This is a genomic window from Gluconobacter sp. OJB (assembly GCF_039638275.1).
GTDB classification, from domain to species: Bacteria; Pseudomonadota; Alphaproteobacteria; order Acetobacterales; family Acetobacteraceae; genus Gluconobacter; species Gluconobacter cerevisiae.
In genome coordinates this window covers 16,522-37,573 of sequence record NZ_JBDIWH010000002.1, presented here as the reverse complement: position 1 = coordinate 37,573, position 21,052 = coordinate 16,522, and the positions used below count along the sequence as shown (strand labels likewise).

The 21,052-nt window shown below is 59.9% G+C and carries 21 protein-coding genes; all 21 read left to right on the top strand.

The window, feature by feature from the left end; genetic code table 11:
* Positions 1-3 precede the first annotated feature (3 nt).
* The 21 genes from ABDK74_RS13380 to ABDK74_RS13280 all read left to right on the top strand — a co-directional run bounded on the left by ABDK74_RS13380 (position 4) and on the right by ABDK74_RS13280 (position 21,050).
* Positions 4-1,206, top strand: coding sequence for a hypothetical protein (locus ABDK74_RS13380; protein WP_346004264.1), 1,203 nt, complete (start codon positions 4-6; stop codon positions 1,204-1,206).
* Between the two features lies 1 nt (position 1,207).
* Entirely contained in the window at positions 1,208-1,753 is a 546-nt protein-coding gene (locus ABDK74_RS13375; protein WP_346004263.1) for a hypothetical protein, read from the top strand.
* 53 nt (positions 1,754-1,806) lie between these two features.
* Entirely contained in the window at positions 1,807-2,208 is a 402-nt protein-coding gene (locus ABDK74_RS13370) for a hypothetical protein (protein ID WP_211569346.1), read from the top strand.
* Positions 2,209-2,326: 118 nt separating this feature from the next.
* Complete coding sequence (locus tag ABDK74_RS13365) at positions 2,327-2,752, top strand: hypothetical protein (protein ID WP_249203171.1); 426 nt, start codon at positions 2,327-2,329, stop codon at positions 2,750-2,752.
* Positions 2,752-5,910, top strand: coding sequence for a type IV secretion protein DotO (locus ABDK74_RS13360; RefSeq protein ID WP_346004262.1), 3,159 nt, complete (start codon positions 2,752-2,754; stop codon positions 5,908-5,910). The genes ABDK74_RS13365 and ABDK74_RS13360 overlap by 1 nt, the downstream gene beginning before the upstream one ends.
* Positions 5,911-5,924: 14 nt before the next feature.
* Positions 5,925-6,872, top strand: coding sequence for a TrbG/VirB9 family P-type conjugative transfer protein (locus tag ABDK74_RS13355; RefSeq protein WP_346004261.1), 948 nt, complete (start codon positions 5,925-5,927; stop codon positions 6,870-6,872).
* Positions 6,869-7,783: a toxin co-regulated pilus biosynthesis Q family protein gene (locus tag ABDK74_RS13350; protein WP_346004260.1), complete on the top strand. Its 915-nt coding sequence runs from the start codon at positions 6,869-6,871 to the stop codon at positions 7,781-7,783. The genes ABDK74_RS13355 and ABDK74_RS13350 overlap by 4 nt, the downstream gene beginning before the upstream one ends.
* Positions 7,780-9,468 (top strand): pilus assembly protein PilN, encoded by a 1,689-nt coding sequence (locus ABDK74_RS13345; protein ID WP_346004259.1) that lies wholly within the window; start codon positions 7,780-7,782, stop codon positions 9,466-9,468. The genes ABDK74_RS13350 and ABDK74_RS13345 overlap by 4 nt, the downstream gene beginning before the upstream one ends.
* Positions 9,465-10,079: a type IV pilus biogenesis protein PilP gene (pilP, locus tag ABDK74_RS13340; RefSeq protein WP_346004258.1), complete on the top strand. Its 615-nt coding sequence runs from the start codon at positions 9,465-9,467 to the stop codon at positions 10,077-10,079. Before ABDK74_RS13345 ends, pilP begins: the two co-directional genes overlap by 4 nt.
* Positions 10,080-10,086: 7 nt before the next feature.
* Positions 10,087-11,283, top strand: coding sequence for a type 4b pilus protein PilO2 (gene pilO2, locus ABDK74_RS13335; protein ID WP_346004257.1), 1,197 nt, complete (start codon positions 10,087-10,089; stop codon positions 11,281-11,283).
* 70 nt (positions 11,284-11,353) lie between these two features.
* Positions 11,354-12,997, top strand: coding sequence for an ATPase, T2SS/T4P/T4SS family (locus ABDK74_RS13330; RefSeq protein WP_346004256.1), 1,644 nt, complete (start codon positions 11,354-11,356; stop codon positions 12,995-12,997).
* Positions 12,994-14,118: a type II secretion system F family protein gene (locus tag ABDK74_RS13325; RefSeq protein WP_194258085.1), complete on the top strand. Its 1,125-nt coding sequence runs from the start codon at positions 12,994-12,996 to the stop codon at positions 14,116-14,118. Before ABDK74_RS13330 ends, ABDK74_RS13325 begins: the two co-directional genes overlap by 4 nt.
* Before the next feature lie 76 nt (positions 14,119-14,194).
* On the top strand, positions 14,195-14,701 hold the full coding sequence (locus ABDK74_RS13320; protein WP_062106776.1) for a type 4 pilus major pilin: 507 nt from the start codon (positions 14,195-14,197) through the stop codon (positions 14,699-14,701).
* A 6-nt stretch (positions 14,702-14,707) separates the two neighbouring features.
* Positions 14,708-15,184 (top strand): type IV pilus biogenesis protein PilM, encoded by a 477-nt coding sequence (gene pilM / locus ABDK74_RS13315; RefSeq protein ID WP_211505941.1) that lies wholly within the window; start codon positions 14,708-14,710, stop codon positions 15,182-15,184.
* The gene (pilV, locus tag ABDK74_RS13310) at positions 15,181-16,695 is read left to right on the top strand and encodes a shufflon system plasmid conjugative transfer pilus tip adhesin PilV (protein ID WP_346004255.1); all 1,515 of its coding nucleotides are present in this window, start codon (positions 15,181-15,183) and stop codon (positions 16,693-16,695) included. The genes pilM and pilV overlap by 4 nt, the downstream gene beginning before the upstream one ends.
* Positions 16,692-17,483, top strand: coding sequence for a DUF1796 family putative cysteine peptidase (locus tag ABDK74_RS13305; RefSeq protein ID WP_346004254.1), 792 nt, complete (start codon positions 16,692-16,694; stop codon positions 17,481-17,483). Before pilV ends, ABDK74_RS13305 begins: the two co-directional genes overlap by 4 nt.
* Positions 17,480-18,187: a transglycosylase SLT domain-containing protein gene (locus ABDK74_RS13300; protein WP_156471967.1), complete on the top strand. Its 708-nt coding sequence runs from the start codon at positions 17,480-17,482 to the stop codon at positions 18,185-18,187. The genes ABDK74_RS13305 and ABDK74_RS13300 overlap by 4 nt, the downstream gene beginning before the upstream one ends.
* A 5-nt stretch (positions 18,188-18,192) precedes the next feature.
* Positions 18,193-18,630, top strand: coding sequence for a DotD/TraH family lipoprotein (locus tag ABDK74_RS13295; protein WP_346004253.1), 438 nt, complete (start codon positions 18,193-18,195; stop codon positions 18,628-18,630).
* Complete coding sequence (locus ABDK74_RS13290) at positions 18,623-19,558, top strand: type IV secretion system DotC family protein (protein ID WP_061929012.1); 936 nt, start codon at positions 18,623-18,625, stop codon at positions 19,556-19,558. Before ABDK74_RS13295 ends, ABDK74_RS13290 begins: the two co-directional genes overlap by 8 nt.
* The gene (locus tag ABDK74_RS13285; protein WP_061929010.1) at positions 19,558-20,691 is read left to right on the top strand and encodes a hypothetical protein; all 1,134 of its coding nucleotides are present in this window, start codon (positions 19,558-19,560) and stop codon (positions 20,689-20,691) included. Before ABDK74_RS13290 ends, ABDK74_RS13285 begins: the two co-directional genes overlap by 1 nt.
* A complete protein-coding gene (locus ABDK74_RS13280; RefSeq protein WP_232309291.1) occupies positions 20,688-21,050 on the top strand; it encodes a hypothetical protein in 363 nt (120 codons plus the stop codon). The genes ABDK74_RS13285 and ABDK74_RS13280 overlap by 4 nt, the downstream gene beginning before the upstream one ends.
* Positions 21,051-21,052: the final 2 nt, after the last annotated feature.

Here is a 21,052-nt window from a genome sequence, read left to right as displayed (position 1 = left end):
GCAATGCGCCGTGAGGACACAGGGGAGGTTGTGGAGATGCTGCGACCGCAAAAGCGCTCCACGGACGGGACCGGCAAACAGGCCGGGGACGGCCCGATGCCACAGGAGGCAGAGCTGTCAGACAACCGGGCAGATGCGCCAGAGGAAACGACAGCGAGCCGCCGCAAGCCTCTGAATGCGCAGGGTGGCAAGGAAGATCGTGCTCCGCGCGCGCCACGAAGCAGACTTCTGGTCGGTACTGCTTTGGCGGTGCTTGGGGTTGGAGGTCTGCTTGGCGGTGCTGTCGCGGTCGGTGCACATTTTGGCGTCCCGATCCCGTTTGTAAATGACAGACCACGCGCATCGATCACCACCACACCAGCTGCACCAGCGGTCCCATCGGCTCAAAAATCGGCCTTTACGTTGGCACCACCAGCGCTTGGCACGCCCGACGTCCCGGAAAAGCGGGGCCAGCAACCCTCTCTCGCTCAGAACGACGACCCGTTCGGCGGCGAGGGAATGACAGCCCCGGTTGATCCCCCAGCCACAGCAAAGCCGGCTGAGATCAAAGCGGCTCCAGCTGTTCCCGTACCGCCCGCCGTCGCGGATGGAACTCCGAACGCCCCAACGGTCCCACCGAGCCAGGCCGTCCCCGCGCCTCAGGCTCAGTCGGCTGTGTCTGGCGCTCCGGCTGCGGCCCCCGTGCCTTCCGTCGCATCCCCTTCACCGGACGCCGCCCTCGAGCTGGAAATGGCCAAACAGCTGAAAGCGCTGGATGATCATGTGGCGGCCTTGCAGAAAAACGTCGACGCCATGCAGGACAATGTGACGGCGACGCTGAACCGCGGTCTAGGCGAGTTCAAGGGACGCCTTGACGAGCTTCAGCATCACGAAGACCAGACAGATCGCGCGCTCCAGGCAAGCCAGTCCGCTCTGGCCCATCCTGCTCGTGATCACAGCAGTGCTGCACCAGTTGCGCCGCGGGCCGTAAGTGTTGCGCAGCCTCACCCGTCAGCGGAACCGAGTGCGCCGAAAGCCGCACCTGTACATCTCCCCCAGTTCACGGTGCAGGCGGGAGCGCCAGGGATTGCCATTCTTCAGGACGAACAGGGCAACGCAAGCCGCGTCGAAGCGGGTTCTGTCATCCCCGGATGGGGGCCGGTCATCACGATTACCTCTTCAGGATCGAGATGGGTCGTTCGCACCCCAAAAGGTCTGATCCACTAAGATGGAAGGGCTTTTCGACTTCGCTCAGGATCTTGGTGCCGCACTGTCCTGGCTGCTTCCGTTCCTTTGCTACGTCGGCGGAGGCTGCTTTCTCCTGAGCGGCGTCATGGGCATCTTTCAGCGCTCATCCATCAGTAACGGGCTGCTCTCCAAGGGCGTGGTTCCGGAGATGATGATCCTTGTTGGTGCGACTTTCCTGTCGTTTCCCGAGTTTCTCAATATGGGAAACCGCACCCTTGGCTTTGAGGGTAATGCCGGCATCGGTGCATCATCGAAAGTCAGCTTTTCCTCGGATGCCCTGATGACAGCGGCACAAGGTGGCCCGCTGGCCGCCCTGACAGCCATCCTCAATGTCTTTCACGTCTACTTCGCAGCCTACGGCGCACTGATCGTCTATTTCGCGATCGTGCGCCAGATGGGCCGGGCGAAAGGCGCGAACAACAGTTCCACCGGCCTCAACATGGTCATGGGAATAGCGGGATTCCTCGTGATGAACGCAGACGTCCTTGGTCCTGCACTCCTCAAAGAACTGAAGCTTGTGCAGTGACCCTACACCCCCACCCCACAGTCGACGCCCCGAGCGTCTATTCCGGAGTCATTATGACACAGACCTCCCGCACACACCTGAAGCGCTCCCTATTGGTCGCGGCCCCTGCACTTTCCGCATTGTCGTCTCTTGCTCTCGCCTCCGCAGCACATGCTCAGGCCATTGACGACATCACGCGGGACGCGACCCAAAAGGGGATGAACGCCTTTGGTATGGCGCTTAACGCCTTCTGCTTTATTGGTGGTGGCCTTCTGCTCGCCATGGCCATCTTCGGCTGGTGGCAGCATCAGCGCAATCCGAACGCCGGATCGAAGCCTGGCATGATCATCGCTGGCTTCATTTGCGGCGGCGTTCTCCTGGCATTCCCGTTCCTTGCCAAGACCGCGTCCTTTACGATGTTTGGTACCGCGCCGAGCGTCACTGGCGAACAGCAGCAGATGAAGTTCGACAAGTAAGATGCCTTCGTCGCGCCCATTGGCTTCGGCCGCCCCTGAAAGGTTAACGGTTGAAGATCTGACAGCACCGATGAGCGAGCATTGCACCTGCTGCGAGCACATGCTCGCAGCAGTTACCGTGTCAGGCAGACCCCTCTGTCTGACCTGTGCGCCAGCATTCGCGCTCGATGAGCCCGGTATAGACGATGTCGCGACGCTGATCTGGCTCCCGCATCTGGATCAGGGCGCTCTGGGGCGTTGTGTCACAGCACTTCATGTGGCCGCGAAAGCAGCGGGACACACCGTTTACGATCAGGGGCTTTCAGGCGAGGCGCTGAGCGCAAAGCGCGCCTTCGAGGCTCTTCTGTCCTGCCGCCTCGGGGCACTGGAGAAGATCGGGACGGACCGCCCGTCTTTGTACCGATCCGCTCTGAAAAGCCTCTCCCGTAACCCTTTCCCGGAAGCTCACGAAACCGGGCTTCGGATCCTCATGCGGGGAACGTGGTTTCCAGACAATCCGCGCCGCTATCTCGACGCGGCTCAAGAATGGGCAGTGTCACGCTGATGCTACGTAAAAAACCAGCGCACTCAGAGGGGCAGGAAGCACCGCGTCCCGCGCGGTCCAGAGCCTCCCTCTTCGATGGTGTCCTCCGGGCGATTGCCGCTGCATCAACCTTCCTGCATCGGGACGTGACGTCGTTCTGCGATCTGGCAACCTGCGATCAACGCGGCCTGATCACGTTTCAGGGCGATTACGCCACCGTCATCCGTCTGCGCGGGATGCGGCGGATCGCCAACGGGGCAGAAATCGCCGCGGCATCCTCACGACTTCGTCTGGCTTTGGGAAGTCAGTTCAGTCGACCCGGCCATGCTTTGCAGTTCTGCTATGTCGCCGATCCTGAGGGTGTCAGTGAGAGCATCCGGCGAAACCTCGATGAACGACGGACCGTTGCAGGTGCGCTGAACGCCGATTTTGAAGACATCTTCACGGAACGACAGAAGGTGCTTCCACCTTTCATGCGTCAGGAACGCACGTACCTCGTTCTCTGGACAAGACCTGCATGCCTGTCATCGCAGGAGGTCTCCCAGGCCAAACGCGAGCGGGCCAGCAATCTCAAGGGCCTCCCACCCCTGGGTGATGCTCAGAACCCGCTTCTGGGAAGCCTTGAACTCGGGACGATCCATCAGACGTTCGTGCAGGGGACCTGTGATGCTCTGAGCGCAGAAGCGGTGCAGGTCGATATTCTCAGCCCCGAGGAGGGTCTGCAGGCCATTCGGCATGAACTCTACCCCGATACGATCGGCTCTGCCTGGACACCGTCCACGCCGCTTCGCAAGCCGGGCGGAACCGTTCCTGAGACGGATGCTCCGGCTGACGCGGCCGATGTTCTCTGGCCTCCGCTGCGCGAACAGCTCTTCCGTGACGATGCCAGCACGCCTGACTTCTCCACGGCCCGCATGGGTGTCTCCGACTGGAGCCCGATCGAACTGACGCGTGTTCCCGAAATGCCGGTACCAGGCGTGAGCAATAAACCGGTCCCGACATTTACCGAGCTTGCAGGGCGTCTGTCAGGTCGCCGCATGCCGTGGCGGGCAACGGCTTTGATTGAAGGCGTGCGACCGGGCTACATGCTCTGGAAGGATACGATTGCCCAGTTCCTGAAATTCGGCTCCAACACCCCCATCAACTCAGGGTTCGAAGAGCTGAAGACCATGCGCAGCCGCCAGAGCGACAGCATCGTCAAGCTGCGCATGGCCTTCGCGACACGCTCGTCAGCCGGTGATACAGAAGCGCTCCGCACCCGCGCCTCCAGGCTCGAGCAGGCCATTCAATCATGGGACAGTGCTCAGGCCAGCCGCGTGTGTGGGGACCCGCTTGCGGGTGTTCTGTCTTCCGTCCCCGGGTTGGCCCTAGCCTCAACCGCACCGCCAACTCCAGGCCCGCTGTCCCAGATTCTGACGATGATGCCATGGGCCAGACCGGGGATGCCCTGGTCCGATGGTGCAATGCTGTTCCGCGCGAACGATGGCACCGTGGTTCCCTATGACCCGGCCGGATCGGGGCGCGAGGCGGTGCTTGACCTGTTCGTGGCACCTTCGCGTCGCGGTAAGTCCATGCTTGCCAACGCCCTGCTTCTCGCAACAGTTTTAAGCCCCGCTGCCATGACGTCTCACGGCGCGCGGCTTCCACTGATTGGCAAGATGGACGTCGGAGATTCCTCCTCCGGCTTTATCGATATGGTCAGGGCCGGACTGAGACAGGAAGAACGTCACCTCGCGCTTCACATTCCGTTTCAGCTCATTGACGAACACGCCTACAACATTTTCGATACCGAAACCTGTTGTCGCACGCCGCTGCCCTATCACCGCACGTTTCTGACGAATTTTCTCGCGCAGATCTGTAAACCGCTCGACGGCTCTGACTTCGAGAGCATGAACCAGCTGATCGACGCACTCATTACGGCCGCGTATGAGTATTTCTCGGACACTGGTCCCTCCGTCCGTCCCAAGATGTATCGCGAAGGGGTCGATCGCCTCGGCATTGACATGGCCCTCGCGCATCACAGGCTTTCCGCAACACGGGCGACGACCTGGTGGGAAGTCGCTGACATGCTGGCAAACGCCGGCGACATGCGTATGGCGCACCGCGCCACCCAGTTTGCCGTACCGGTCATCAGCGACCTGGTCGAAGTGGTGCGTGAAGAGCGCATCCGGCTGGAGTTCGAGAAGGCAAACCCGACAGGCGGGACAGAGTCCTCCATCGACGTTTTCAGGCGGTACCTCAATCATTTCGTCGCCAAGTTTCCAAGCCTGACAAAGCCGACACGCCTGGATCTTGGGGATGCGCGGATTGTCGTCATCGACATTGACCGGGTCGCGCCGGAAGGACAGGGCGAAGCGCAGCGCCAGACGGACCTGATGTATCTCCTCGGATTTCAGATCGTCTCGCGGAACTTCTTCCTTCATCCGGATGATGCGCAATACGTCCCGCTCCATGTCCGTCCATATCATCGCAAGCGCTTCGAGGAGTTCCGGGAAAGCTTCAAGCGGATTGAGTGTGACGAATTCCAGAGAACCGCAGGCGCGCCCTTCATCCAGAAGCAGTTTGAGGAGGCCGCACGACGGGGCGCCAAGCTCAATGTGAAAATCGGCCTTGCCAGTCAGAAGCTCGCAGATTTTGGAGACTATCTCATTTCTCACTCAACCGGACGCTTCATTCTGGGTGCTGGCGACGAAGAAGAAGCCAATGAGATCTGCCAGCGTTTTCGCCTGAGTTCAGCCGCCCAGGCGATTGTCCGCAATGGACTGAACGGCCCCCGTGCCGATGGAAGCGGTGCCCCGCTCATCTGGCAGACGCGCGTGAACCACGAACTGTACGAACTGTTCGTTCTCAATCTTATGGGGCCGATTGAACTGTGGGCGCTGTCTACCAGCCCCAAGGACACCGCCCTGAGACGCCGTCTCTATGACGCACTCGGGACGACAGAAGCACGTCGACGCCTCGCAAAGGTCTTTCCCAGGGGATCGGCCGAGCAGGAAATTGAGCGCCGCGAAGACGTCCGGATGAAAGCCGGCCAGGATGCAAGCACCGCCCTTGGCGGCGTGATCGAGGACATTGCCAGAGAACTCAGGGATGGCGTCGGGCTGGGAACGGTCATCCGGATGTCTTCTGAGGACGAGGTGTCCGCACTCACAAAGGAGTCCGCCACACTGTCAGCATGAAGAACGCTCTTTTCATGCTTCCCCTCGTTGGCCTTGCAGCGCTCAGCGGGTGTGCAGGTGCTAACACCGAGACCCCGGTGACAGTCGATGTCCCGGGGATGCCATCACCCGAGCTGGCCCTGCAAAAAAGCCTTGATCGCATCAACGGCTTTTTAGGGAGCCTGAACCAGAGGATCGACACGCCGGCTCGACAGACAACCGCGCTTGCTGTCACGCCCTCACACCCGATCACTCTTGCGCCACAGCCCTCCTCCCTGCCGGTCACACCCCCTGCAACCGCTGCGCACGAAGCAAACCCGCTTCCCGGCAAGGCGGGCCTGACATGGTTCGCGTATGGGGAAGGTTATGCTCGAATACATTGTGCCAATGGAGCGCTGTGTATCCTGCGCCTGCAGCCGGGAGAGATCGTCGAAGAAGACGCTCTTTCCGTTGAGCCCAGGGCTGGGTGGCGGACAGATCTGGTGCGGGGAACCCGGGGTATTCACGCCGCGTGGGCTGTAGCGCTGACCCCTGGTCCTTCAGCCCAACAGTCGGTCCTGCACCTCGCGACCAGCCGACGCGCATACGTTGCACTGCTCGATCCGACTGGTCCTTCCATGAAAAGCGTAGCCTTCAGCTATGCGTCCGCAGATCCGCAGATCCAACCTGAACCTCCCCCGTCACCGGAGGCTTTGGCCCGGCTGAATACGCCGGATTTCAACTTCCAGATGACCGGTGCCAGTCCCTCGTGGAAGCCGCTGCGTATCTACCGTGAGGGCGCTCACACATACATCCAGTTCCCTCCGGGCGGGATCAATCATGCGCCCCGTCTGGTCGTACTGGCGCCTTCGACCGTAGGCACCCAGCCATATCGAACCGTTGGCGACTCTTATGTCGTCGACCTTCCCGTGAGCGACGCCCTGCTGATCGGCAGTGAGCCGGACTCCCCTACAATTCGCATTTCTCATGGAGGGAAGGCATGACGCGCCGTCCTTATGCTCTCACCGCGGCGTCGCTGCTCGCTTTCCTGAGCGCTTGTGCAGAAGTTCCGCCATCGCAAACGTCCCATATCAGCGGAGCCGGCTTTCGAGACACGTCCGCCCTCACCGTCTTTATCGCGGACATTCTTGCCCATAGTCTCGATGCCGGGCGGACAGTCCTGCGCCTCGCGCCCTATACCGGCCCGGATGACGCTCACGCCCAGACCCTGCTGACGGACACCCTGCGCGAGCGGGGCTTCGCGCTCTCACCACAGGGCATGCCCTATCCGGGGGCGCAGACCGTGCGCTATGCCGTCTCTCCCCTGGGGGCAGATCTTCTGGTGGAACTGGATGTCGAAGATGCTGTTGCAACCTGCCTTTACGGACATGACAGCACCGGAGCATTGAGGCGCAAGGGGAGCTGTAGCCTCCGGAGCGGTGCGTCCCTGACGCTCCGGATCCCTGAACAGGACGTTCTGGTTTCAGGGCCGCCTGCCCCTGAAAAGCCTCAGCAGACCCGACCATCCGGTCCAGTCCAGCTCGCCCCACAAAGCCCGGTCATTCAACCCCATCCGGACGCTGTCGTCGCCAAACCACTGCCTGCGCTGGCACCCGTCGTTCCGGAGCATCCGGCACTGGTGAAGCTTCAGCCCCCTGCGGAAGTCTGGACGCTCGTGGAGGGGCAACCCATCCGGGACCAGATGATGGCCTGGGCCGATCGCGCTGGATGGAAGATCAGCTGGCCAGCCTCTTTGAACTGGATGGTGCCAGCCATGACCACCTTCAACGGCGATTTCAAGACCGTCATGTCGTCCGTCATCCAGACAGTGTCGGACGAAGGGAAGTCCATTCGGGCAGAGTTCCACACCCCTAACCGATACCTCGTTGTAACCTCGCCAGGAGGCGGCCGATGAAACTACGCACCACAGTCCTGGCAACACTGGCAGCCGGTACACTTCTCTCCGGATGCCAGGATTTTCAGGATGCCCAGCATCGCGAAACCGATGTCATGAATACGGCCGAGCGTCAGCACGTCCCGAACATCCCGGTCATTTCAGAGAGCGACAAGCCCTGGCTCCTTGGAGATGCGATTAAGGATGTCGATCCCATTCCGGACCTCCTGAAACATCCGGCCGCCATAACGATTGCACGTCCGACCTCTCTGAGGGATGCCGCCATTCTGGCCAGCCGTCTGACAAGCGTTCCTGTCAGGATCATGCCGGATGCAGAAGATGCGGACGATGGTGGGGAAATTGGTACGGAGACAGCCCGATCCGTCAGTTTCAACGGCACAAATCTCCCCCCGCCGCCAGTGATGTCAGCCATGTCGGCCGCCCTGGGAAGCAAGGGGAGGAGCGCGAAGCAGGGCTGGAGCGGGAGCGGTGACTGGCTGAAGTATGACGGCACACGCGAAGGCGTGTTCCAGGCTCTCGCCACGCGCTTTGGGGTCTGGCAGCGCTTTGTCGACGGCCATGTCGAGTTTTACCGCACGCTCACCAAGACCTTTACGGTCCCTGCCTTTGCGGGTGACACACAGGCGAACACGTCCATCATAGCCTATACGGGGGGCGGCTCAGGATCCTCAGGGTCATCCTCGGGAGGTTCGGGGGCGAGCGGGGCGTCTTCCGGCTCAGGAAGCTCGTCGGGTCAGTCTTCAGGACAATCTTCTGGCATCGCCTCGGTATCGAGCACCAGCAAGACCAATCGCTGGAAGACCATCGAACACACGGCGCAGATCGTATCGGGAGGGGCAAGCGTCGTCGCGGATGAAGGCCTGGGCACACTGTCGGCCACCGGAACGCCTGACCAGATTGCACGTGTCGATGACTGGATGAAGAACCTGAACGACGGCCTGATGAAACAGGTCGCGGTCGAAGTCCACGTCTATACCGTCAAAGTCTCCCATGAGAGCAATTACGGATGGAGCCCGCAGCTTGCCCTCAAGAACTACGGCAAGGCGTTCGGAATGGCAGCGATGCCTGCTGCGATCCCGGCCCTGCAGAGTGCGGACACCCCCTTCAGCTTCGGCGCATCCATTCTCGACACGGCGACCGGAGCAACAGGACAGTTCTCCGGGACCAAGTTTGTCGTCCAGGCGCTTCAGCAACTCGGAAACGTCACCGAACAGTATGATCGGGGCGTGGTGACGACCAACGGCGTTACGGCTCCGTTCCAGAACGGTATCAACACGACGTATCTTGCCAATACGACGACCACACTCGCGACCAATGCCGGATCTGCCAACTCGCTGTCTCCAGGGGTTATCATGTCAGGCTTCATGGGGTCGGTGACGCCGAAGATCGTCGATAACCGTATTCTCCTGAGGGTGAATTTCCTCCTTCAGACACTCCTGTCGATTCAGACGATCACGTCCAATGGCTCCAGCCTTCAGGCGCCCAAGAGCTCGAATACGTCGCTTGATGACACAGTGGCTCTGCAGAATGGTTCAACCCTCGTCCTGAGCGGATATGTCGACGACGCAACGTCCCGAACACGCAACGGTGTCGGGTCAGCCCTGAACTGGGTCACAGGTGGCGGCGGCGACGCCCAGGTTTCCAAAACACATGTTGTCGTCACGGTCGAGGCTCGCACCCTATGAAACACCTCATCACAGCAGCGATTGTTTTTACTCTGCCTGGCCTGGCGCACGCTGCAGCGCTCGATTGCGCAAAGCACCTCAACGAACCTGCCGCAGGTGAGGTTCTGAGCATGGCGCAGATTGACCAGAACAACGCCTGTCTGACGTATCTTCAACAGGCAAAGGCAGCGTCCGACCTGACAACGGCCATCGCTGCGAACGAGCGCAAGCAGAATGAGAAGCAGGTCCAGGGACAGGCGCCCCGGGCGGCGCTTGATACGATGCAGGGACCGCCGCTTTCGCCACCCCCACGTGAGGCACCGAATGAGGATCACCCCCTCCCCAGAAGTCTGCCGAAGCCTCCCACCTATGACGCTTTGCTGGTTGATCCCTACAATCACACGGCGTCTGCCATTCTCCGGTTTGCAGACGGGAGCACCTCTGAAGTCTCAAAAGGGGTTACGCTCCCGGACGGAAGCGTCGTGCTCGCGGTGACGTCTTCAGGCGTCCAGATCTCTTCAAACGGGAACAGAAGCCGCCTGAACGCAACCGGCAGCCAGCCGAGCGGCACGCAGATCATCGCCATTCCGGGCGCGTCAAACACGCTCCCCCCACCGACCTACTCGCGCTGAGGGTCCGATGGCATTCTTTATCCGCAACGAGAGACGGGTCTGGGTCGGCGATCTGAGATGGCGCAGCTTCGAGCGCGCCCCGTCCCTGCTGACTGTCCACAAGGTGGCTGCCGAATTCAGCAGCAATTACTATGTGCAAAGCCGGACTTACCCTCAGCACGTTGGGTTCCTGTCCGCTGAGACCGTCGATACCAAAGAGCCATTTCACAGCCTCGCGCTGGCCATCAGCGAGAAATTCGGGGGGCGATATTACGGCGAATACGAGGTGGGGGTTGACCAGTTCTGGGTCATTGCCACCGACGAAGAAGGGCTCCCTTTGCCGGGGTCAGACGGCGTCTATCGTGAAGAGGCGATCGAAGCTGTTCGCTCAACCTTCTCCGGCTATCCGTTCGACCAGAGAGATCTTCTCTCGTCCCGCGAATTTGAAGCGCTTTTAGAGGATCTTCCGGACGCACCTCTCAAGGTCCGGTCAACCTCGCTGGCCCCCCTCTATACGTCTGCGGCCATTGTCGTCGGCCTTTTCTTTCTCACCGGGATCGCATGGTATTTCTACCATCAGCATGTTCTGGACCAACGTCGGGAGCTTGCTCGAAAAGCCCTGATAGAGAGCGCGAAACGCGTTCCAAAAGTCATCGCAAAGCGTGAGCCCCCTCCGTCGGAATGGATCGACGGATGCCTCTCGATGATCCCCATCTCTCCGTTCGCGGCCGGATGGACCCTGGATCATGCGTCCTGCAAAGGCGACATTATCGATCTGCATTGGTACCGAACCGGAGGCGATATGGCTGATGCCCCTGACGGTGAGCTTATGGACAACGGAAACGCCATCGTGACGCACCGTCCTCTGTCCTACAGCTTCAGGAAACGTCAGGACACGATAGCGGATTATAATGAACGAACGCTTCTCGGCATCCTGCAGCGCAACGGGGTTACACCTGCGCTCAATTCGTCAAAGCTTAATCTTCTGGTGGACGGAAGACAGGTGCCCACAGAAACGACCCGAATGTCCTTCACGCTGCAGACTGATCCCCGGGACATTCCATGGGACGCCTTCGGGAACCTCAGGGTCACATCCCTTTCACGGACGGTCCTGCCCGCCCAGTCGGCGTCGCAGACGGGTCCCTGGCAGATTCAGGTTTCATTCACGCACACGCTTGCGCCTCTCACTACGACGCCGAAGCAATCCCCGCGGACCCCAAACTAGGCCACAGGAGCGCGGCCGACTGTCGCCCGGACCGCACCTTGTGCAGCGCCAGACCTGAGAGACCATACAAATGCTCGCTTTTCTCAAAAAGACCACGCCGAAGAAGGCCGGGACATCGTCGAATGTCCTGACAATTCCAACAGGATTGCGAAGCCAGATCCATCTCGATCCGGTGAACCAGACTGTTTATGTGAACCAGAGACTGCAGCGTTCAACAGACGCTCTCGACTGGATTGCCAATACGCGCCGCCACCCTCAGCTCGATTGCCTGAAGGTTGTCTGGGAGCCGATCAGTGACGTCACAGCCCGCATTCAGAGTGCGCATGAAACGGGGAGCCATTCGGATACTGACGACGGGGAAGACGCCGAAGTCCGGGATGAAGCACTGGCTCTTCTTCGCGAAGGGGCAGAAAGCGATGTGTCTGACATCCACATCCACCGGAAGGAGCGCCACACCGAGGTGCAGTTTCGAATCAACGGCTCACTCGTGGTTGCGCATGAGCTGACGAACGATCACGCGGATCGTCTGCTGCGGGCCATGTATACAATGGCGACCTCCCGTGACAGTGCCTACAGCGACCTGTCGTTCCAGGACGCGGCCATTGCTGGCGATATTCTCAAGGGAACGGGACTCGCCAACGTCCGTATTGTGAAAGGACCGTGCCTGCCGGTGTCCGAAGGCGGGAAATTCATGGTCATCCGTCTTCAATACGTGAAATCCGGAGGTAATCGACGAAGCCAGCCGCAGCGGCAGACCGCGTTCCGAACCCCGCGCAGACCTGAAGGTAAGCTCAAACTGCTCGACTACGGGTTCACGCAAAGCCAGGTCGACCGTATCCTGAATATCGCCGTCTCGCCTTCAGGCGTGCTGATTTGCACCGGCCCCACCGGCTCCGGGAAGACGACCCTGCTCTACGAGCTAGCGTTGCACAAAGCCCGAACCCAGCCTGAAAGGCGCCAGGTCGAGATCGCCCAGCCTGCTGAGTATCCCATGCACTGGGGTATTCAGCTCGACATCTCGAATGCCCTGACATCCGAAGAAGCGGGTCGTGAGTTCCGTGCACGCCTGCGGACCGCGCTACGTATGGATCCGGATGACCTGTCCATCGCAGAAATGCGCGATAGCGAAGTCGCGCTGACCACGTTTGATTCCGCGCAGACAGGCCATTTCGTGATGAGTACGCTCCATGTGGACGATCCGTTCGATTACCCTCTGCGGTTTCAAAACATGGATTTCGAACGCCTGAGTTTCCGCACGACCTGCAATGCCTCCATCGTCCGGGGCGTCGTCGCGCAACGTCTGCTTCCAGTCCTTTGCAAACACTGTTCGCTTCCATGGACCGTCGCTGACGAGAGACTGCCACGCAGGACCTGCGAAGCTGTCCCGACATGGGGCGAGGATCTCAGCGCGGTCCGCAGAAAAGGGCCAGGATGCCCTCATTGCTTCGGTACTGGCATCTCCGGTCGAACCACGGTTGCCGAGGTTGTCGAAACGGACGAACAGTTGATGTCTGACTTCGTCAATCATGGCGTAGCCATCGCCCGGCATCGGTTCAGAGCCCGGCCCGATGCCGATCCGTCGATGGTCGAGACAGCAATGGGCCGTGTCTTCCAGGGGCTTGTCGATCCATTCGCCGTGACGGCAACCGTTGATCGGATCCGAACGCGTGACGCCGTCATGAGCGAACGACTGTCAGGGGCAAAACTGCCATGAGCCTTCGGATTGTCTACACGTCTGCGGCGGCTGAAAAGCCGCGGCTCACCCAGGACCTTGCACAGTGGATGGATATTCACGTCGCCTTTACATGGCGGACAAGGGCACGGCTGTATCGGATGATAGCCATCAGGCTCAGGCAGAAGTCAGAGCTGGAACGCATCATGCTCCTGTATATCCGTCAGCAGGAGCGCAGAAAAAAAACCTCCGTGCCGAGGATTCTGAACAAGGTGCTGCATCGGATGGCCGCCCAGGGCATGAGCTTTGCCGAGGCGCTGAGGCCTTTCATCCCGCATGACGAATACATGATGATCCTCTCCGGCGAGAAAGGAGACGACATCGCCTCCGCGATGGATCTGTTGTGCGATATCAAAACCCGCGTAGGTCGCATCATGCGGGCGGCGAGGAGTGCGATTGGCCAGCCTCTGATGTATGTCGGAATCATCTTCGCGTTCCTTTATACGATCGCGAAAATGGTCATTCCCTCGTTACTCATGAACGGCGGCATGAAGATGAAAGCGAGTACGTCACAGGATATGCTTGTTTTCGCCAGTAGTCTCGCGACCGGCCTGAATGGTGTCCTGATCCTCAGTGGCCTGGTTGGGGCATTGATACTGCTCTGGCTCAGTCTCACAAAGCTGACAGGGCCTCTTCGGGTTTTTCTCGAGCGCGCAGCACCCTGGTCCATCTATCGCAATATTCAGGGTTACATCTGGATCTCGAGTTTTATTGCGCTGGTTCGGGCCGGGATGACAGATACCGAAGCCCTCACCCATCAGATGCAGGTTGCCACACCCTGGCTTCGTGAACGCCTCGAAGCCATTCTTGACCGTCTGGGTCCAAGGGGCATGTCCCTGCCCGAAGCCATGGAAGATTCCGGGTTCGCCTTCCCGTCCCCCGAAGTCATTGACGACATTGAGGCAAGCTGGGGCGGCACAGGAGCTTATGACCGTCTTCTGCAGTCAAGTCGGGCCTGGGCTGATGAGATCGAGTTCACGACGCTGGAGCAGGCGGCCGCGGCGAAAGGCTTCGCGAATGCAATGATGATGCTGATTGCCGGTGCGTTGATCGTCGCCTCGAACAACATCGGTTCCGGCATGAGCGATATCGGGCCGATGTAACTGATATCGCGGCTGTGTCCGCACTCACAAAGACCCGTTCGATAATGCTCCCAGGACCATATCAGGGAGAATTATCATGGATCAGATTGTCTCACTCCTCATCAAGGCCGGGGCGGTGCTTCTTGCGCTGATCGCCGTCCTTGTTGGGGGCTACGCCGTGTTTGCAAAGAACAACGGCAGCACCGCGGCATCACAACAGAGCCAGCTTGCCACCAACATCACCAGTTACATCAATGGCGGCATGACCACGCGCAACTACACAGGGCTCGACAATTCCGTAGCCATCAAGGCGGGGCTTGTTCCCAAGTCGATGCAAAATGGTGATGGATCGACCATTCTTGGCCCGTGGGGCAACTCCCAGGTGACTATTGCCCCATGGAATCAAGGTCATTCCGAAGCGTGGACGAATGTCGATGGTGATGCGTGTGCCACCTTTGCGCGAAGCCAGAACGCTGATCGCGTAGCCATTAACGGCTCCGAAGTCGCAATGTCCGACCCTCAGGCCGCAGTGAATATCGCGAATAACTGCAATGCAACGTCTGGGGTTTCGCAGGTCAGTGTCACCTTCGAATACTCGAACTGAGCCCGTATGGCCTACGTCTTTCTGGCATTGGCTCTGGTGATCATGGCCGCAAGTTCAATGGATGGCCTTCGGGTCATCCAACGACAGAATCTGCCGTCCCCCCTGGTGTCAACGACCGAGACTGCGCAGGCCTGGCTTGCCTACAAAGCGGCCCTGCTTCTCTACCTCGAAAACCATCCGGCAACCCGATCCTCTGTACCTCTCAGCGCGTTGACCCTTGGCAGCAACGCTGCCCTGGTCACAACCGCGCAAAACAGCATCACGGGTACGGGTCAGTCGGTCTCGGTCATTGCCTGGATGCCTATGGAAGCCGCCGATATTTCACGGGCAATCCTGCTGGCGAATGGCGATCTTTCCCTTGGAACAGCGCGAAGCGGGCACTGGTTCACCCCAGCGTCGGGTGACATGGGAGCCCTTCCGGTCGCAGTGCCAGATGGCGACGCCGTTTCCTACATCAGCCTGAGCGGCACGGGATATCAATGAACACAATCGTCGCGCTGATGATCGCCACGGTCATCGGAATCATGATCCTGCCGCGCTATTACTCCATGGTGGAGAATGGCACGCGTCAGGGTAGTCTTGCCGTGACCGCCGGACAGTTTCAGGATCTCATCCGGGCAGCCGGACAATATGAAAACGCGCACACCAGCGAGCTGACGGCTGCTGTTCCGGTTGGCGGAACCACGCAGATTGCACTGTCAACGCTCATCAGCGAACACGACCTTCCGCCTGCGTTCACGGCGACAAACCCGGACGGACAGATCTGGAGTGTTTACATCCAGCAGCCGACCTCTGGTGTGCTGAGTGCCGTCATCGAAAGCAGTGGCGGTACGTCCTATATTCCAAAGGACGAAGTCTCTGTCGCGTCTATGACGGGGCATCAGGGTGGCTTTGTTCCCTATGATGGCATGCTTGGTGGACTGACGGCCGACACGGCTTACGGCGCAAGCGGAACCTGGCGTTTCAATATGGCGGGCCTCCCCAACCCTGGCCCCGGGCATCTTGTCGGTCTGGTCTCTGCCGGTGCGGGGTCATCGGACGCTGGCGTGACGACGAACGACTACCTGTATCGCACCGCCGTGGCTGGGCACCCAGAGCTCAACACGATGCGAACCCCGCTGGATATGGGCGGCAACAGCATCAATAACGCCAATGATGTCAACGCAACGCGCGGCGTGTTCGCAGGAGGCAATCCGAACGGCGGCTATGGCGGGGTGAAGGTGGCGAGTGCCTACCTGTACGGCGACGACAATAATGCTGCCGTCAGAACACCAGGCGCTGTCTTTCTGCAGCATTATGATGGGTCATCGGCTGATCTATGGGCCGGCCAAGGGCATTTTGGTTCTAACATCGGGACGCGCGGATATGACCCTTATGTGGGTCTGCCGACCGGCTGGGGTGGGGGCGTCCATAGCTGGGATGGCTATTTCGAAGGCGGCCTCGGCGTTGGGACAGGCGGAAATGTCAGCACCTATGTGAACAATCAGGGATATGTCAGCATCGGCGACCGCCTCGAAGTTCAGAACTCGGTGCGTGTGATGCAGAACGGCTGTGCCTTCAACGTCGGCAATGCGTGTTTCTATGGCGACAATGACAATCTGGCCATCCGGGCACCTGGAGCAGCCTATGTGCAGCATGCCGACGGCAGCGCGGCCGATCTTGGAGCGGGGAATGTTTCAGCCACCACTGTTCGGCTGGGAACCGATAATGGCAATGCGTGGCCAGGAAACGGGTGCAGTCCGAACGGCGCGTTAGCGACCAAAAATGATAACTCTGGACTGCTTCTGGTGTGTCAAAGCGGTGTCTGGCGTGCACCACAGGCCCAGATCTCAGGTTATGTGCCGACCACAACAAATGGTTTTGCCGGTTACAACCGGACGAACAGCATCACGGGCGGTTACAGCTGCCCTGCCGGCACAGAAAACCTCGGGATCGAGACCATCTGGTACGGCAATTATGGATACTCAACCCTTCATCTGTGCAGCGCCCAATGAGCGACGCCCTCACGCTGCCCAAGACCGTGATCACGCCCGACGTTTCGGGCGTGAAGAGCGGAACGTATGACTTTACGCCGGAACTCTTCATGTCCTTGCGCACAACCCTGCGTCGATACAAGCATCGACGTTCCTCCAAGATGCCTAATTACGGTGTAAGAACGATTGGTGGGCATCGGGTCAAGCATGTGATTCCTCTTGGAACACACTGTCTGCCAGCAACCATTCTCCGGAACGCCGACCTGCGCACGGGCGCACTGCCCTTCGACTGGGTCCATGCAACCCCCGGAATGATCCGGCACTGTCTTGAAACCGATTTTGCGGACTTTCTCCCAAAACCGGGCGAAAACGGTCACGCTGCCTTCCGTGATCGCTTCGGGGTGAAGGACATGTTCCCGCATAAGGATCCGCAGACCCCTGAAGATCGCAGATACTATACGCGGTGCATTGACCGGCACCGGCGTTTGATGAGGTCAAGAAACGGAAAGCTGTTTGTGATGATCTCCCGGCCTTCCAATCCCATTGGCTGGCATTTCAGGGAGCTGGTTGACCTGATCAGCCGCCTCACGCCCAACGCCGAGCTTCTGGCAATTCAGCTTCTCCCGCAGCGCGATAATGGTGAAAGCGTGGGACTTGAACTGTCTCAGGAACAGAATGGATCACGCCTGTATGACTTCAGGCCCGTGTCCGACGAGAGCGCTCTTGGCTATTTCCCTGACGTTCTCGACGAACTCATGATCCTGCGGCTGATTTACCAGTATCACCTGCATCCGGTCGCTCTCCCATGACAGCGCTTCCGCCCTGTGCCGCACTGGCCGCCCAAGCCTATAGCGTGCCGGTCGAATCCATTGAGCGTGTCATAGATCATGCGTCGGGGCCGGGCCTTGGGGCGATGAAAATCGACCCTCGGTGGTTGCCGATCCTCCAGCGCGCCGGATTTGATCCTGAGGAGGTCCGGTCCAACGCCTGCATGAACATTGCGGCCGGAGCATGGATCCTTGCATGGGCTGGCGCAGCCCGCTCGTCGCCCAGGGGTTCGGAGCAGGACAAGCCGGTGTCCCCCCCTGCCGCCGGTTTTACGGGCTCTCTTGGGGCCTGTGTTACGCATGCTGCCAGGCAGTATCATCTGCCTGAACTCCTCTACCGGGCCATTCTGCTCACTGAGGGTGGTCGGGTCGGACATATCAGCCGGAACACGAACGGCACCTATGACATGGGTCCTGCCCAGGTCAATTCGATGCACCTGCCAGAACTCGCCCGCATGGGGATTACGCGCGAGCAGATCATCAACGATGGCTGCCTGAATATTCATATTGGCGCCTGGGTTCTGGCTGGCGCTCTTGGGGGGCACACCCCAGACAACGCCGCAGAATTCTGGAGGCGGGTCGGCAATTACAATTCCAGTACCCCCAAGTACAATGTCGCCTATCAGCGGAAGGTCTGGAAAAACGTCCAGATCGCTGCGCACTCACAAACGTCTCCGCCATCATAGGCGGCATGTGGCAAATCCCTCTCTGCCGACCCTTCGGCCTTACCCTTCTGCTGCTGTCAGGACTCTGTGCCTGCAGCAAACAGGCCGCTGCGCCTGTGCATCCCTACGATCAGGACATGAATCATATTCTGTCCGCACTCGACCAGATTGGTGCCGTCCGTTTTCCTCTGGTACGGGCGGGCTCCGTTCTTCCGGCCGAGATGAACCGACCTGTCAGATGGCAGTGGCAGGGACCGCTCGATGAGGGCATCCGGCTGATTGCCACGCGGGTCGGCTATCAGACCGATATCCCGCCATGCGCCGCACCGCCGATCATAGAAGTAAATCAGAAGACGACCACGTTCGGTCGCCTGCTGGACGAGATGGCTGCCGCATCATCCGGTCATGCCGACATCTGGGTTGATATCCCTCACCACGTCATAAGGATTACCTGGAATGCGTAAGCCTCGGCACTCTGCCTGTCGGGCAGCCCTCCTTGCGGCATCACTCTGTGCGTACAGCGCCTCTGCACACGCTGAGCCCCCTCAGGATCTTCCTGTCCCGGAGATACCCGACGGCAACCCGGAAGCGGGCGATGCAATCGATACGCCTGTCACCGGGGCAGCCGAAGCCCCGGATATCCCTGACGTGGACAGGCCGTCGTCGCTCGAGGCGATGATGGCCGTGCGTCCCGGCTACTCTCCCAAACAGGAAAGCGGGAATGGGCGCGACAGCGCCGTGCGCAGTGCGGCGTGGGCCTATGGCGCTCAGGGTGGACGAGCCGCAGAGTCCTACGCGATCAATGAACTCCTGCGCCGATATTCCCATGTTCTGGACCAAAAGGTGGATTTCCGCACGCTGGTGCTCCCCGCCGGCAACGGTCAGACCCTTATCCGACCGCCCGTTGTCACGGAGGCGCAAATGGCGGTCGCTCTCGATCCAAGTGGCCAGACAGCCCGTGAAACAGGCACGATTTATCAGATTACGCGCCGCGCGCAGCTTGTGACGGCAGTACCGCAATGGCGCACATGGCTTGTCCGCACTGTCTCCCCCCCTTCCCCGCCAGCCGACGCGGTCCGGCCACGCACACCGCATGAAGTTGAGGTGTGGAGATCCGGGGTGGCGTATGGCTGGGCAGCCGGACAACGGCAGGCAGTCGAGATCTTTCTCGATGATCTGTCGCGCATGGAACGCGATGTCATGGGCATGGCCCGTTACAGGGTTCTGTTAAGGGCCGGAAAGGTGGCAGCCCCGGAGGTTTCCCAGCTGCACCGCGACGTACAGGGCGGCGCAGATCTGATGCGTCTCGATGACCGGGAGCTTCGCATCCGCAGTCAGCCTGGTCTCGATGCGAACCGCGCGCACTGGCACGTTTCAGAAGGAGGTCAGTAATGCCCGTTAACCCGGCTCCCAACACGCGATCCCACGATCCCGAGCGCATTGCCAGCCTGCTGATCGGCGTCTGCGTCGGCATTGCTCTGTTTTCGTTCCTGCTCTGGTTGAAGTTCCATACCCAGATCGTCGAAGCCGTCCTCTTCGTGCAGGGCTATGAGCTGAGGCTGATTGGACTGTTCACGCACCGTTATGATGCGGTCCTTGTCAATCTTGGGGACGCCGTCCCTGAGCGTGTCTCTGCATCGACACTCTGGGAACTTTGCACGCTGACAGGGTCAGTGCTCCGATGGCCCGCTCTTGTTCTGCTTGTCATTCTCGCCGCCCTCTGCCTGACCCGCGCGCCGCTGGAACGTCACCGCAAACGGTTCGGTCTCGAGGGCATGCAGAAAGCACTCGCGGAGATCCACCCCTTGGGCGCAGCGTGGCTTGGCAAAGGGTTGAAGCTGGTGCGCCCCTCACCTCCTGAAGCGCCATTGGCGCCTCTCGATCCTGCGCTGAACCTTGAAGAATGGCGCGCACGATACGTGCGAGGCAACTCAGCTGCCCAGCTCCGTGAGACAACTCTTCAGGCGCTGGAGGCGCAACTTGGTCGTCCCTGGCGCGGGCCCCTGGAGGCGTCGGTCGCTGAAAAATGCTTGTTCGTCGCTTTCTCGTTCTTCATCCAACGCCGGAAAGATGAGGCACAGAGTGTCCTGGAGAACCTCTCTGTGCAGCTGAAAGGCACTTTGAAAGACGGAGCGCCATCAAACTTCGCGAAAGTGTCGAAATCCTTTGTGGCTACCCTTGATAAGCAGCTGAAGAAGGAGAGCTTCCGCTCGACGCTGAAGATCGCTGAGCAACATGCCTTTACGCGACCAGCACTCCTGTCGCTTCTCCAGGAGGCACGCCTCAAGGCCGGCGTCGTCAACCCAGGGCTTTTCGCAGCCATCCAGTTCCTGGACCGCGACCTCTGGCTCGTTCTCTCCGCAGCGTCCTATCCGCGTGACGGACTCCCACCTTATGTCATGGCGATTGCCTCCTGCCCGGAAGCGGCAGCAGCACTGGCACACTGGAAAGCAGAGTGCCTTGCCGGACGCCCTCTGACGACACCCCAGATCTCCAGCCTTCTCAAGACTTTCGGCAGACCATGACTGATTCCGTAATTTTTAACCTCATGCCTGATTTCATCCGTGCGCGCATTGCGGCTTACACGCTCCGGGACTGGGTGGCAGAGCATTATGCCGTACCAGCCCTTCAGCTCGACCGGGCGATGACACTGACGCTTGTTCAGCTCGAACATGCAGCGTCTCGCAAGACCTTTTACGGGTACGACGTTTCCACGGCTCCTGTGTCCCTTCTTGAACCAATTTCGCGTTACATGAACGCGCTGCTGGGTGGGGTGTCGCCCGGAGAAGACCGCGAGAGCTTTCCCAAGGATCTGGTCCGGACACACCAGAGAGTGATCCATGAGTTCGAAACACTGAACCGTCTTGGGAACAAGGCACGGTGAGC

What these genes read in the sequence shown, in the direction of transcription:
- ABDK74_RS13380 (WP_346004264.1), top strand. Translation starts at nt 4, where the DNA reads ATGCGCCGTGAGGACACAGGGGAGGTTGTGGAGATGCTGCGACCGCAA.
- ABDK74_RS13375 (WP_346004263.1), top strand. Translation starts at nt 1,208, where the DNA reads ATGGAAGGGCTTTTCGACTTCGCTCAGGATCTTGGTGCCGCACTGTCC.
- ABDK74_RS13370 (WP_211569346.1), top strand. Translation starts at nt 1,807, where the DNA reads ATGACACAGACCTCCCGCACACACCTGAAGCGCTCCCTATTGGTCGCG.
- ABDK74_RS13360 (WP_346004262.1), top strand. Translation starts at nt 2,752, where the DNA reads ATGCTACGTAAAAAACCAGCGCACTCAGAGGGGCAGGAAGCACCGCGT.
- ABDK74_RS13355 (WP_346004261.1), top strand. Translation starts at nt 5,925, where the DNA reads ATGCTTCCCCTCGTTGGCCTTGCAGCGCTCAGCGGGTGTGCAGGTGCT.
- ABDK74_RS13350 (WP_346004260.1), top strand. Translation starts at nt 6,869, where the DNA reads ATGACGCGCCGTCCTTATGCTCTCACCGCGGCGTCGCTGCTCGCTTTC.
- ABDK74_RS13345 (WP_346004259.1), top strand. Translation starts at nt 7,780, where the DNA reads ATGAAACTACGCACCACAGTCCTGGCAACACTGGCAGCCGGTACACTT.
- pilP (WP_346004258.1), top strand. Translation starts at nt 9,465, where the DNA reads ATGAAACACCTCATCACAGCAGCGATTGTTTTTACTCTGCCTGGCCTG.
- pilO2 (WP_346004257.1), top strand. Translation starts at nt 10,087, where the DNA reads ATGGCATTCTTTATCCGCAACGAGAGACGGGTCTGGGTCGGCGATCTG.
- ABDK74_RS13330 (WP_346004256.1), top strand. Translation starts at nt 11,354, where the DNA reads ATGCTCGCTTTTCTCAAAAAGACCACGCCGAAGAAGGCCGGGACATCG.
- ABDK74_RS13325 (WP_194258085.1), top strand. Translation starts at nt 12,994, where the DNA reads ATGAGCCTTCGGATTGTCTACACGTCTGCGGCGGCTGAAAAGCCGCGG.
- ABDK74_RS13320 (WP_062106776.1), top strand. Translation starts at nt 14,195, where the DNA reads ATGGATCAGATTGTCTCACTCCTCATCAAGGCCGGGGCGGTGCTTCTT.
- pilM (WP_211505941.1), top strand. Translation starts at nt 14,708, where the DNA reads ATGGCCTACGTCTTTCTGGCATTGGCTCTGGTGATCATGGCCGCAAGT.
- pilV (WP_346004255.1), top strand. Translation starts at nt 15,181, where the DNA reads ATGAACACAATCGTCGCGCTGATGATCGCCACGGTCATCGGAATCATG.
- ABDK74_RS13305 (WP_346004254.1), top strand. Translation starts at nt 16,692, where the DNA reads ATGAGCGACGCCCTCACGCTGCCCAAGACCGTGATCACGCCCGACGTT.
- ABDK74_RS13300 (WP_156471967.1), top strand. Translation starts at nt 17,480, where the DNA reads ATGACAGCGCTTCCGCCCTGTGCCGCACTGGCCGCCCAAGCCTATAGC.
- ABDK74_RS13295 (WP_346004253.1), top strand. Translation starts at nt 18,193, where the DNA reads ATGTGGCAAATCCCTCTCTGCCGACCCTTCGGCCTTACCCTTCTGCTG.
- ABDK74_RS13290 (WP_061929012.1), top strand. Translation starts at nt 18,623, where the DNA reads ATGCGTAAGCCTCGGCACTCTGCCTGTCGGGCAGCCCTCCTTGCGGCA.
- ABDK74_RS13285 (WP_061929010.1), top strand. Translation starts at nt 19,558, where the DNA reads ATGCCCGTTAACCCGGCTCCCAACACGCGATCCCACGATCCCGAGCGC.
- ABDK74_RS13280 (WP_232309291.1), top strand. Translation starts at nt 20,688, where the DNA reads ATGACTGATTCCGTAATTTTTAACCTCATGCCTGATTTCATCCGTGCG.